Consider the following 13,179-nt stretch of genomic DNA (forward strand, 5'->3'; position numbering starts at 1 on the left):
ACATATTCAGCAACAGGAAGTATCACCACCACAGCAGCTGGTGGGAGCTAACCCTACCTTCCCCAGCGGAATGCCGAACCAGCGAGCCAGCTCAGCACGTTTTGGGTATCGCCCTGCCATCACCGTTTCACCGTCCAACAGCAGTAGCGGAAGCCCTTCTGCTCCAGATGATTCGAGGAATGCTTTCGCTTTCTCATTCTGAACAAAGCTCATGGGCTGCTGCGCCAGGTTGTAACGTTCAACCTGTACACCACGTCCTTTCAGCCACTGCACATCAGCAGAAAAATCAACCAGAACCTGATCGACATCTGAGCCACATACGCCGGTACTGCAGCACATTGCCGGGTCAAACACCGTTAACGTCTTCATTCTGAATACCTCACATTCGAAAAATCATATATGTTAAGGCAAATTTTTTAGATGCAAACAGCCTTACCGCTACTAGAGCAGTTTGCCGATGCCAGCTTACGGGCGATGGCCTGTACATCGTCCTGTTGGCTTAACCAGGCGTGCTCAATCACCTGAGCGGCCCAAGAAGGAATATGCGGGGATAAGCGGTAGTGAACCCACTTGCCCTGTTTGCGATCCAGCAATAGACCACTTTCCCGGAGCATTGCCAGGTGGCGGGAGATCTTGGGCTGCGACTGCTCTAACGCCGTGCAAAGATCGCACACGCACAGCTCTCCCATCTCCCTGAGCAGCAGCACGATGCCCAAGCGGGTTTCATCGGAGAGATTTTTGAAGAGTTGTATTGATGATAATTGCGGCATAAGCCCTCCTGCTTCTGTCTGACAGTCTCTCTCTGCAACAATACAATGTCAAAGTTATATTTGAATTATCATATGTGATGTACATATAACGATTGAACAGGCCGCCCCACATCGTTGCCTGGCCTTTCAGCTAAACCATACTCCCACATTCAGGCTGATCCTGAGGGAGCAAGCATGGTTGGACTCAATAGACTAATAGAATTTTATAACTGATTATTTATCAAGGGAAAGTTGAGAGAGGTGACGTTCAGGGAAATAGAGACTGGAGCGGGAGAAGGGAAATCTCCCCGCTCCGGACAGCTCGTAATTCCATGGATTTATTAACAAAAGCTTGATGCTTTGTAGGATGCACTACAACACCTTACAACCCCTTTTACCCAAGAGCACGAATAAGTTTAAGCGCATCATTTCTGACAGAATCTTGTATTCGCCCAGAGTCGGCAACCAACGTCAACGCTTCAATACTTAAACTATCCCTGATCACTTTTCGCGCTTTACTGAGACGGATCCGGCAACTTTTCTCTGTATACCCCTCACATGAGTGCATTTGCTCAATGATGTCAGCGCTTGATAAATTTGAATCGGCAAAATGATGGTAGTAGTTTACAAAGCACTCCATCCCGATAGCCTTAAGGAGTCTGACCAGGGTAACACTACTCGTTATCTTCTCTGGTTGATTCAAAACCTCTTCCATAGGTTCGGGCGGAAGGGTTTGCATAGGTGCTTCATTGGCCGAAGCTGAACTCCTGACAATCAAGTCTTCTTTGATGGAACTAACTCGGTGATCAGTAAGAATCGCGCCCTTGAGGTTAACGATATGTGCGTTAACGTGATCACTATGCCGAGCGTAATCTCGTATTACTTCATGTGGGATTTTGTAGGCATCAAGAACGTAGTAAGTTTCATCGAAAATAACGGCTATCAAATAATCAAAATCGGCAGCTTCATAGTTACGCAATGCACTCAGTTGCCGGGAAGGATTATCCGGCGTGACTCTCCTTGCTTTGATCTGAACCTTCTTGCCATCAGTGTCGATGGCATCAGCACCAGCAGATGAATTGCTAAGAAGAGTCATACATAACGCCTTAGAAACCAGCCATTCTGCATAGTCACCTACTGGATTGTTCTTGGTGCGTATAACATCTCTCGAACGTAATACTGTCAAAATTTTGGAATGAAGTGACAGTAATTCAAGATTACTCAACGAGGCCAGGTAACCATCTGATATTAAATTTATATTTCTCATAATCTTTCGCCCCGAGTGAGGTGGAACGCTACTGTAACGCCTACGTAGCGCATCTATGTTGTCCAGAGGTGAGCATACCCTTGCAGTCGATTCATGGCACAAAACGGACGAACTAACTGAGCTGAAGGTCTGCTGTGAGCAAAGAGCGGAACTAACGCTCTCTACACCGGGATATCTGGAGCATAGTAGCTGCGTGCAAGTTTGGTTACACCGTTGATTCCGTAACACTAATGGTTAACCTTACTATCTTACTAAAGGGCCCCAGAAAATGATTAAACATAAATCACTTTGCGCCCCTACTCGTAATCATTTATCAACCCCTTCTCAAACTCTCCACCACTCTTGCTGAATCTTTTCACCAAGTGATAATCCCCGCCTTCTTCTAGAACCGGCGGCAAATCATTGTCAACAACAATGATTTGGAATAGCCTATTTTCTGCTCGAGCCTTGTTCACCAAACCAAGGAATTGCTTAAATATATTGTTGTAGAGGACAGGGTCTGAAAGGGCTGAGTCATCATCCTTTCTTCCCCTTCGTCCAATATTTTGACCCGGTGTATCTACCATAAGAAAAGTAGGGAGATTTCCGGCAGTAGAGAGTAAATACTCCATTCTAGATACAAATCCTCCGATAGACATGATAGTTCTCACATGAAGTGGTCAACTAAAACTGGCCACCACGTTAGAGTTTTTCCAGTATCGGCTTTCCGATTCGTTTGGGGGTAAGCCACCGTTATATTCATGCGGCCTGAGCGTGCTGTAATATCCAACGATATAGTCCGTTATTGCGTGAGCTGCATCGCTGAAGTTTATGTAACCCGTCACCGGTACCCACTCATTCTTCAGGCTCCGGAAGAAGCGTTCCATTGGGCTATTATCCCAGCAGTTTCCACGCCGGCTCATACTCTGCTTGATCCGATATCGCCACAGCAACTGCCGATACTGCCTGCTCGTATAATGACTGCCCTGGACGCCCTTCTAAGAGTCAAGCTGTTATCGGGATACTGTTGATCCGCCTGTTTTGATTGCGCAGTAACGTGTAAACTTCGCGGGAGATATATCGCTTTAGACAGCGTATCGCTTCCATTTTTGTATGTCCTTCGGCTACACGCCTGGCGACATATTCCTTTGTTTTTGCGTCAGTTCGTAAGCGTCCGATGGCGATGATGTGAAGTGCACTATTTGCAGCACGATCTCCACCACGATTAAGTCGGTAACGGTTCGTTTTTCCAGAAGAAACGGGGACCGGGCTGACACCACACAGTGCCGCAAATCCTGATTCTGATCTTAACCGTTGAGGATTGTCTCCGGCAGTGATCAGCAACTGTGAAGCGCTTTCGTATCCGATAGCATTACGTTTAATCAGCTCAGGTGCCAACTCGTCGACAATTGCCGCAATCATGACATCCAGATCAGCGATTTCGTCATGTAACTCGAGATAGCGTCGGGCAAGGGACTTTAATGAAATGCGATAAACGTTGGTTACATTGCGGTATTCACTGGCATCAGGTCTCCAGGAACCCAGGGTCCTGATGAGCTGCATGCGCGTCATATTTCTGAGCTGTTCACGTAATTCATCCGGGGCAGAGATAATATTTGAATGGATAATCTGGAGAGCGACTCTGCGGGCTGATATTGCTGTTTTTCGGCAAGTTTTTAATACCCGCAGGGACTCAATCATGCCATCACGCGTTTTGGGAGTAACTGTCCTGATGCCTGAGAATGCTGCATGAGCGGCACATTCAGCATCAATTGTGTCACTTTTACCCCGTTTGCGTCGCTCCATCCGGTCTGGAGCAGTCACCTCAAGAACTTCTAACCCGGCGTTCTGAAAATAACGAAGCAAACCGGAACCATAGGTACCTGTGCACTCAACACCAATTCGCTTTAATGTCCCAAACGAGGTCATCCATGCCAGCATCTGCCGGTAACCTTGTCGTGTTGTGGAGAAATACTGAGTCCCAAGGACTTTATTGTTCTGATCTACGACAGCGGCAACGTGCAAATCTTTATGTGTATCCACGCCACCCACAACGGCAGCTTCGGTAACTTTATCAACCATGACAGAGCTCCTGTGAGGAAACAGAGTTGAATCTCCAGACAGATAACCCGGACAGGACAGTAACGAGACAAGCCGTCAGGCCCTTCTTGAGTCACGCGCATCGGTGAGGAGATGCCTCGCATGAAGGCGCTTCCGGCAACCGACGGGTCCAGGGCAGGACACAAAAGGTCGATCGCTGTGTGAGTCAGGATGCGGGAAGGTCTTCACTGCATCAGTAATCACACCAATCTGGTTAAACGGCAAACTAAGTGGTGGTAAAGACTGACATCGGCATTATTACTATCGCTGTGGAACATCACTCCGGCTGGCTTGCCGCGCGTTTCCCATGCCATTTCCAGCGCTTTCATGGTGAGTCTGCTGTCTGGTGAGAACGACATTGCCCAGCCCACTGGTTTCCTTGCGAACAGGTCGAGAACAACGGCAAGGTACGCCCAGCGCTTACCTGTCCAGAGTAGAGTAAGAGGCAGGGCGTAGTCGGACTATTTCCCTGCCTCTCCTCCCCGAACCGGACGTGCACCTTTCAGCGCATCCGGCTCTCCATTTAAATGCTGGCGAACGCCATTGCCACTTCTGTAAAGCGCGATGTATACGTGTTTCTGGTCTCCGTCCTCAGATAGGGATTACCTTCGGGTAGCCGCCAGCGGAACAGCTTCTTGCCTTGCCCCACCAACCGGTACAGTATTTCGCCGCTGAGCTTGCCGTGATTGGTTTTACCAAATAAAACCCACGTTTTGCTCTGACCCGGTTTCGGTGATTTACACCACCACCTCATCAGGGAAGCGATACCTGTACGGTATTTGCGGGCCAGCCAGTGAGCCAGCTTCCAGAACACGACACGGTCGATATAACTGAAGACTTTGGCCTTAAAATCAACGAACTGATAGAACATGGCCCAGCCTTTCAGTTTTCGGTTGAGTTGTTCAGCCATATCGACTTTGCTTTCACTGTAGTTGCCTGATAACAGTGCTGTCAGCGATGCGGCGAAGTTTCTGGCTTTCTCCTGCGGGATCGTTGAGACCACTCGCATCTCGCCATAACGACTGCGTTTGCGAATGATCCTGTGCCCCAGAAAGATAAAGCCGTCATTAACATGGGTGATTTTAGTCTTATCCATGTTCAGCCTGAGTTTCAGACTGCCTTCGAGCACACCCCGACACTCCTCCCTGATGGCTTCCGCCTGTGCTTTGGTGCCTTTGACGATGAGGACAAAATCATCGGCATAGCGGCAGTACGCCACCGCGGGTTTCCACTGCCAGTTTTCTCTGACCGCCGTACTTCGGCCCCGTTGGATACTGTTATTCCAGTACCACCGATCTTTTCTGGCTTTCCCGCTCAGGTAGCGCTCATGCAGGTATTGATCGAACTCATTCAGCATGATGTTCGATAATAGCGGCGATATAACACCGCCCTGTGGTACACCTTCACTGGCCGCCCGAAAGAGACCGACATCGATATGTCCCGCCTTGATGGTTTTCCACAGCAGAGTCATGAAACGTGCGTCACTGATCCTGCGGCGTACAGCCTTCATCAGCAGTCGATGATGTACGGTGTCGAAGTAACTGGACAGGTCGCCTTCAATCACCCAGCGTCCCCGGGTTTCACCACAGTCTGTGAGCTGTAATTTCACCGTGCGGATCGCGTGGTGGACACTGCGCTCAGGCCGGAAGCCATATGAGAGCGTATGAAAATCACTCTCCCATATCGGCTCCATCGCCATCAGCATGGCCCGCTGAACAATACGATCCCGCAACGCGGGGATACCCAGTGGTCGCAGTTTGCCGTTGCTTTTAGGGATGTAAACCCGTCTGGCGGGCAAGGGCTGGTAGTGGCCTGAGAGTAATTCATCCCTGAGGATTTGCAGCTCAACAGCCAGTCTGGCCTGTAGCATTGTTTTGTTCACGCCATCAACGCCGGGGGTATGGGCCCCCTTTGATGAAAGCGTGATCCGCGCCGCTTCAGCCAGCCATTCTGGTTGTGTTATCAGACGCAGCAGCCGTTGAATCCGTAGGGACGGATCGGTGGCTGCCCATGTGGCAAGCTTGCGTTGCATTTCGCTGATTATCAAAGGTCTTCACCTCGTTAGGTCAGTTAATTCACGTCGCAAACACATTCAAACTGCTTCCCTTCGCCATGTAATGGGCTTTCCCCATCGCGGACTACTACGGAAGCTCCGCCAGCCAGCGCGTCATCGGAGCCATGCCCCCTTAACATCCGTCGCTGACCTTCCCCGGTTTACCTGCCTGGACTCAGGCATACTGAGGAGGCTGCCCGTCGCACTCTTTATCCTTGCTTGCCGCAAGTTGGCAGAAGTCAGCAACGCAAGCGTGATAGACGCTGCTGCCCCGGTGTTTCGCATACATGTCAAAACACCTTCGACCGGCAGTGCTTACGTATCACTGCCAGTTCCTCCTGCACGGCCTGTCAGATCACGTAGGCCGTGGTGACGTTTTCAACCCACAGAGGCGGATTAACGGGTTCATGTTCTTCAGCCTTTCAGTACTTAACCTTGAGGATCATCTCGGCTTAGTGATCTCGCCTCAATCCCCGTTGTCAGCGGGTTACATCACCCTGCGGGCATGCCGCAGGTCACTGCCGCTCAGGTTCTCCACCGTCACACCCGGTGGGATTGTTGGGTTTCTCATCGTGAGTTACCGGTTCAATATTCCAGACAGACTCGCGGTTCATTTAAGCATCCATGCCCGCCCTGAACTCCGGGCACACTATAGGTCACATCACCGCACCACACCTGGTTTGGCTCTGTTACGGCGAACTGTCGCTCAAGATGATTTGGGATAGCAACGTGCTCATGACCGCCACGTTTATAGCGGTGAGTGGGTTGCTGGCAACTGACCAGTCCCAGTTCTTTCATGAGCCTGCCAGCAAGCCAGCGCCCCATCTGATAGCCTCTCTGGGTCGCCATGGTGGCGATGCTCCTGGCCCCGGCCGAACCGTGGCTGATGCTATGCAACTCAAGCACCTGGCTTCGTAATACTGTTCGTCTGCCGTCTGGTTTTTCAGGACGGTTTTTCCAGTATTTGTAGCTGCTACGATGAACCCCGAACACATGGCAGAGAGTGGCTACAGGATAACGCGCCCTGAGTTTCCCGATTATCGAGAACTGTTCAGGGAGTCTGACATCAAGAGCGCGGTAGCCTTTTTTAATATTTCATTTTCCATTTCAATACGTTGTAGTTTTTTCCTGAGCTCACGGATTTCAATTTGTTCCGGGGTAATGGGGGAGGCTTTTGGTGTTTTTCCCTGTCGCTCATCACGCAACTGCTTCACCCATCGCGTCATTGTGGAAAGGCCGACATCCATAGCGCTGGCTGCGTCTGCAACGGTGTAGTTCTGGTCAAGTACCAGTTGAGCGGATTCGCGTTTGAATTCAGGACTGAAATTTCTTCTTTTCATTGGAGCACCTGTGTTGTTCTGAGGTGAGCATATCACCTCTGTTCAGGTGGCCAAATTCAGTAAACCACTTCACAGTGAGTTGAGGCGATGCTAAGCTAATCTCACTAGAGCACAGTGGGCAAGGAAGTGTTGTATCTATAATGTTGCGATTAGATATTGAGACTCTTGTAAGTTTAGATATATTTAGAGAATCTAGATCGCTCTGGTATGTATTCTTTAATTTGGAAAAATTCTTATGTTGCTTCTCTATTTCTAGACGCTCTGACTTCAAATGAGAAAGGCTTGATCTCATTTGCACGATTTCGCGCGCCATCTCAAGAGAAACAGCGCTAGAGAACTCATAGTCTGCCTTTAACTTTTCTGCGTTTTCTTCCAGTTCGCTAAGGGCAAGCTCTTTTGAAGTGATAAGTTCATCACTATCGCTCTGTACTTTGGTGGTGATATTTACATCACATAAGAATTTTGAGATAGCAGCTTCAGAAGATTGCAGTTGGTGTAGAGCTTGTGTCTCCATCTGTAACTCTTTGTTCAGGGAGGCCAACTTGTCGTCGTGAATGTTGTAAACAAACTTCTGAACTTCAATGTTTTTATTGAACACTGTAGGATTGCCGTAATTCAATAAACTATCAGCACCAACTTTTGTTTGTTTTAGGTACATTAATTTCATCAAGTCACGGAAACTGAGTCGATCAGAGTTCGCCTCATCACGGTAACGAGACTCTTTGATGCTTACTTTAGGAATCCCTAAAGCATCCAGAATAAAATCAGAAATCCAGCCGTCGGGAAATGATTTTTGCGAATCGGCAGATAAGAGCATGGGGTATGTCGTCGGGATCAATGAATAAGGCACTCGATATGCCTTCACTGGGGCTAATGAGTCTAAAATAGACCGTTCGAAGGTAATTATATTACCATTAAGGTCTACCTCTAAGTATGCGGTTCTACCTCTAGCCAAAATCTCACCGTATGTGAGGGTATCATTACTACCTCCCAGGCAGTAATCAATCAGATTCAAAATACTGGATTTACCACAGTCCATGTCCCCCCAAATCAGATTTATACCATCTTCAAATGTTGCCTCATAAGAGGTATCCACTCCATGGATAACAATTTTCCTCACAAAAATGTAAGGGCTATTTTCCGTGTTCATTTACTAAGAACTCCTTTATAAAGCACACTGAGAGACTTGCTCACCAGCGGCTTGAGTAAATCTATATTAATTTGCCAAGTTGGTGGGGGGGTCATTGCTTCGGCAAACTTTTTATTAGTCGGGGCGATAAGGAAATCATCTCCCGCGCGTGTAATTTCTAAATAACCTTCGCTTTCTAACACTAAAACACTTTTCAAAAAACCTTGATATTCCTGGAATGCACCATAGTCAATATTGCTTGAGTACAGAATTTCTGTACAAGGAGGTTCTTTTGAAAATCGCTCAAATTTCACGAGAAACTCTTGAAATAATTTTGGATTTCTTACCAAAAAGTCGAAAAAAGCCGCTTTTTTGATAGATAGAATATTCTCACCTTTTCGGTTAAATCCTAAAATGCTAACAATCAGCCAGCACCGATAAAGACGCACAAAAAACTCTTCGCGATAATCTATTATCGAAAACATGATGACCTCTACATTTTTGCCAAGATATCTTGGATTCCAATTTTGTCAGACCAAGTAACTTGAGTGTTAAGTTTGTTTGCCAACTGATGCAGTAGTCCCTTCTTGTGCATAAAGTTAATGTAGTTCACGCCACTAACCAGAACTTTAGAGTCTTGCTCCAATAGTAAGTCATGAACTTTAGCAAAGACCTCATTTGCTTCGAGCTTGCTAGAATGCGCGTTGTAGGATTGTTGATATAGAGAAAGAACCTTCGCCTGTAGATCTTGGAGAGTTATCCGATCCTTTTTATCTGCTGCTTTAGTTATTATCTCTGCGTGAAAAAATGATCCTTTAGCATCATCAATCCCCTTTTCACCTACGTCCGATAAGATCATTTTAATAACAAATATCTCTTTCTCGTATGAGTTTGACTCCGGTTTGTATACTGTTGTCGCTAACTCAGACATTGTAAAATCATAAGCTCGACTTTTAAGGAAGTTGGCTGCTTGAGCACAAACAATATCATTACCGTCTGATGGCTTACAAATGGATATATGGTCATGATCAACCACAAATTTATCTGCTTTTTTTACAGTAAACGGCAAAGCACTAACCTCGTCGACGCATTCGTCATGTAATGCAATATAGTACTGAGCTTTGGGGAGGCTCTCTTTTGCATCTATCCAAGCATTGTTTAGTGTGTCGCTATAAGCATTTAATGGCTGAAGCTCTTTGGCATTGAGATTGAATGAACCCAGCAAATAGCCACCAATGGATCCTTTGTGAGGGACTGCGAGAGATAGATAACCAATTGGCTCCGGTGTGTCTCCTTTTTCATGGTTTAAGATATAGTCTTTAACAATCAATCCCCCCATGCTGTGAGCAATAAATATGACACTATCATAACTATTTAGGTTGGTCCTGACATAGGTACTTAGCAGCTCACTAATTCGTCTGATAGGTTGGTTTTTCTTAACTTTCCCTGAGCCCAAACCAACCAAACTGAGCAGCCTAACTACCGGAGCAGAATCAACTAAACTGGCAATCTTTGTATAGTAATCAAACTCATAAAAATCATAAGATTGATCAATTTCACGATCAGCTCTTAACAAGTCCGAAAAACTATCCCCCTTGCTATTCTTCCAAGTCCCTGCGCCTCCTGTGAATCCATGTACAAAAACTACGCAACTTTTCTTCATGTTTACTCCGTGTCGCTGGGGAATTTCTCTAGGGGTAAATCTAACGATTCAGAAAAAGTGGGTAGATTTATTGTATAGTGGAAGTAATAAGCCCCTTTTTCCTCTTTATATAAAGTAACTTACAAGCAATTCCAGCACACTTCAATTGTCAAAATCACAATTTCGGTTTCACAAAGGCTTCCTGTAAGTACACTCGTTTAAGTGCCACGCACTTTTTGAGGTTTCCGGGAGGAAGGAGCATAAACCTTCATGCTCAGCAGTAGCAGTTGGTCACCACTGGTAACCGTTGAACCACAAGACACATGATCGCCCTCGCAGACAACAGGCATACCGTTGATAGTGATCTATGGGCGTGTAGATAACGCCGTGCCTTCATAAGAGGTTTTCCCGTCAGGGTGAGAGGTGTAGGCATTGCCCTGGGCGAATACACCGAAGCCGTTGACCGTAATAAAGTCCACGGCTTCAGTTGGCGAGAAGGAAGGGAACTTACCGTGCCCAGAGCAACTTGAGGTTTTGACTGCGATTTTTGGCTAAAAAATGCCTGGAACTAAAACGGGTCTATTTACAGTTGTACGTGTGGGCAGTTTATGAATAGTTACATTTGAAATGCGGAGAATTTTGATTTTTTGTTGTGATCACTTAAAGACAACTCCTCATTTTTAGTAATGCTTTAGAGGAGGAGGTAAGTTAAAGTATCCTTTTATTCAACTCTCTTACAATGGATTAGTTTAAACAATGGTACTTCACACATATCAAATAAACGAAAATCTTAAACTTACACTGTCCAAAAATGCTCTTGATCATGTCATCCACGGCGAAGTCACGGATAAAGTGTTTGAAACTGATAATGGGCGTATTGCTAAAAAAGTAATCTCTGGAGGATTACACACCTATTCAGGATGGCAGTCTTATTTAAGTAAAGTTCCTAGACTGAAAAATATTTTACTCTATAATAACAAAACCAATGACGAATGGTACTACGAGCGAGAGCTTCAAAATGGAACTATTTTGTTAAAGTTACCAGAGTCAGTTTTCACCTCTAAAGCAGCAAAGATGACATTATTTCCTGAGAATAATTATAAATCAGGATTTCTCTGGAAAACACTATTTCCAAAGACAGTTGGTGAGAGCGAGATTCTTGATTTACTGAATGATGCCTTGTTGAACATCAGCAAACATGAAAGGCGTGATGGTGAGTTAATTTGTTATTATAAAATAGACGAACCGTTGAATTGCATGAGGATCGCTGTTCTATATCGAAACGGTGAAATTAATTCATTCTATCCTACATGGTCTCAACCAAATACCGGAAATAATGGTAAACCTTTCTCATTCTTTGATAACATTGGGCATGTTATTTCAGAGTCTTCATTTGTTAATGAATCGGAAATTATTGACGTTACAGATGTGGGGCTGTTTTCGAAGTTATCTACCCTTGAAGAAATTCAAGATGTGACGCCTGAATTATTTCTCACTCGGGGTGCAGTTACCCAGGACATTAAGGAGTGGGACGACAGACGAATTGACTCAATAAATTCATTTGCGGAGAATTGTAGCTTCGCTGAAATACTGGAGTTATATAATTATGTGAACGATGAAGGGATATCTAAGTACCATGACATAGTTTCACAGAATGCGTACTCCCATTTCTTACCAAATATTAAATTATCAGTTGGATTTTTTAATGCAATAAGTTTCAATCAAAATATAGCTGAAGGGATTATGGCTTTGTTTCTTTACGATCAAAAAAATAAATCAAAGTTATATGCCAATACCGTTTTAAATTTAATCAGTAATATGTTTACATCTCCATTTATGGATATGTGGGCTAAAAAGAGGATTCATTACATAATTGCTAATCTTACTTTAAAGTATCATGATAGAAACCTCCCTGCGGAGTATATTGACTGCCTTTCAACATCGCCAACTCGCAGAGAGTTCTATTCGGAATATTTCTATGATAGTCACAATAAGAAAAAAGACTATAACTCCATTGAAACCTATGAAGAAATCGCTGATCTTTTTGGTTTAATATTAACCCCTCCGCAGTATGAATCAGTAACCTACTCACATTTTTTACATTATTTTTCAGACAATTTAGGTGAATCATATTCTACTAACTTTACTGACGAGGAAAGGACTGTTTTTTTGCTAGAAGCCTACCCTGGTGATTACTATGAAAATTATGTTCAGGATAGTCTGAAGTTCTTTAATCAAAAAGTTTTCACTCACTCCAGCTTTATTCTAGGAGAATATTTGGAACTTTTTGCTAAAGAGGGGATTGCAAAACCAATCAAGCTTCATAGAGTAATATATGAATACTTTAAACTTCAAGTCGCTCAACGCTACAGAATTAACTTAAATTACTCCGATTATTATGAGATCCCCGAGGTGGTTACACTCCCTATCGAGAAACATGATGTTTACGCTACTATATTAAAGCATGAAAGAAGTTCTAATAGGTTTATGACGGACACGATTATAGAATCCGTTAAAAAATATCTATTGACTGTTGAAGATACTAATTTATCGAAGGTCTTAAAAGATATTGAAAGAGTGGATAGAAAAGAGATTCCGAGATTTCCAATTCCATACCATTTGATTATTGAGATGGTGAAAAGGCCGGACTCAGTAGATGTTAATTACCTAAAGGCTTTAAGAGTATTAGAGGTAGATGCAACGGTTTAATAAAGTATAACCTTCTGTTAAGAGGCCAAATTATCTGGCCTCTTAACCTATATCCATCAAACTAGAATTCCCAAGATGTCAGAAATAAACTCACGACCGTCGCCTTCGCAGGAGATAGATCGTAAAGCGTGAAGGGACTTAACTTGAAGCCTTTGCTTTCGTATAACTCGATGGTTGAGGGGGCATTGCTGTTCGTTACGACAATACTGGC

Annotated in this window: 10 protein-coding genes and 3 pseudogenes; 1 reads left to right on the forward strand and 12 read right to left on the reverse strand. The window is 45.0% G+C overall.

Features of this window, described 5'->3' with window-relative positions; all coding sequences use genetic code 11:
* Positions 1 to 6 precede the first annotated feature (6 nt).
* The 12 genes and pseudogenes from arsD to C3F35_RS07295 all read right to left on the reverse strand — a co-directional run bounded on the left by arsD (position 7) and on the right by C3F35_RS07295 (position 10,280).
* Positions 7 to 369: an arsenite efflux transporter metallochaperone ArsD gene (gene arsD / locus C3F35_RS07230; protein WP_103791779.1), complete on the reverse strand. Its 363-nt coding sequence runs from the start codon at positions 367 to 369 to the stop codon at positions 7 to 9.
* Positions 370 to 416: 47 nt separating this feature from the next.
* Complete coding sequence (gene arsR, locus C3F35_RS07235; RefSeq protein ID WP_103791778.1) at positions 417 to 770, reverse strand: As(III)-sensing metalloregulatory transcriptional repressor ArsR; 354 nt, start codon at positions 768 to 770, stop codon at positions 417 to 419.
* 373 nt (positions 771 to 1,143) lie between these two features.
* Positions 1,144 to 1,845, reverse strand: a complete 702-nt coding sequence (locus C3F35_RS07240; RefSeq protein ID WP_233211633.1) for a hypothetical protein — start codon at positions 1,843 to 1,845, stop codon at positions 1,144 to 1,146.
* Between the two features lie 467 nt (positions 1,846 to 2,312).
* The gene (locus C3F35_RS07245; RefSeq protein ID WP_233211632.1) at positions 2,313 to 2,627 is read right to left on the reverse strand and encodes a hypothetical protein; all 315 of its coding nucleotides are present in this window, start codon (positions 2,625 to 2,627) and stop codon (positions 2,313 to 2,315) included.
* Positions 2,628 to 2,675: 48 nt separating this feature from the next.
* Positions 2,676 to 2,984: pseudogene (locus C3F35_RS07250) on the reverse strand (integrase core domain-containing protein); the annotation flags it as partial.
* A gap of 16 nt (positions 2,985 to 3,000) precedes the next feature.
* A complete protein-coding gene (locus C3F35_RS07255; RefSeq protein ID WP_000227969.1) occupies positions 3,001 to 4,077 on the reverse strand; it encodes an IS110 family transposase in 1,077 nt (358 codons plus the stop codon).
* A 272-nt stretch (positions 4,078 to 4,349) separates the two neighbouring features.
* A pseudogene (locus tag C3F35_RS07265) lies at positions 4,350 to 4,538 on the reverse strand (DDE-type integrase/transposase/recombinase); the annotation flags it as partial.
* A gap of 80 nt (positions 4,539 to 4,618) precedes the next feature.
* Positions 4,619 to 6,127 (reverse strand): group II intron reverse transcriptase/maturase, encoded by a 1,509-nt coding sequence (gene ltrA / locus C3F35_RS07270; RefSeq protein WP_001189111.1) that lies wholly within the window; start codon positions 6,125 to 6,127, stop codon positions 4,619 to 4,621.
* A 672-nt stretch (positions 6,128 to 6,799) separates the two neighbouring features.
* Positions 6,800 to 7,488, reverse strand: a pseudogene (locus tag C3F35_RS07280) (IS3 family transposase); the annotation flags it as partial.
* Positions 7,463 to 8,638 (reverse strand): ATP-binding protein, encoded by a 1,176-nt coding sequence (locus C3F35_RS07285; RefSeq protein ID WP_103793511.1) that lies wholly within the window; start codon positions 8,636 to 8,638, stop codon positions 7,463 to 7,465. The pseudogene C3F35_RS07280 and the gene C3F35_RS07285, both read right to left, overlap by 26 nt.
* On the reverse strand, positions 8,635 to 9,102 hold the full coding sequence (locus C3F35_RS07290; protein WP_103793510.1) for a hypothetical protein: 468 nt from the start codon (positions 9,100 to 9,102) through the stop codon (positions 8,635 to 8,637). The genes C3F35_RS07285 and C3F35_RS07290 overlap by 4 nt, the downstream gene beginning before the upstream one ends.
* Before the next feature lie 8 nt (positions 9,103 to 9,110).
* Complete coding sequence (locus C3F35_RS07295) at positions 9,111 to 10,280, reverse strand: ABC-three component system protein (protein WP_103793509.1); 1,170 nt, start codon at positions 10,278 to 10,280, stop codon at positions 9,111 to 9,113.
* A gap of 735 nt (positions 10,281 to 11,015) precedes the next feature.
* Here C3F35_RS07295 and C3F35_RS07305 point away from each other — a divergent pair.
* Positions 11,016 to 12,968 (forward strand): hypothetical protein, encoded by a 1,953-nt coding sequence (locus tag C3F35_RS07305; RefSeq protein ID WP_103793508.1) that lies wholly within the window; start codon positions 11,016 to 11,018, stop codon positions 12,966 to 12,968.
* Positions 12,969 to 13,179 lie beyond the last annotated feature (211 nt).

This window comes from Leclercia sp. LSNIH3 (genome assembly GCF_002935105.1).
In the GTDB taxonomy this organism is placed as follows: domain Bacteria; phylum Pseudomonadota; class Gammaproteobacteria; order Enterobacterales; family Enterobacteriaceae; genus Enterobacter; species Enterobacter adecarboxylatus.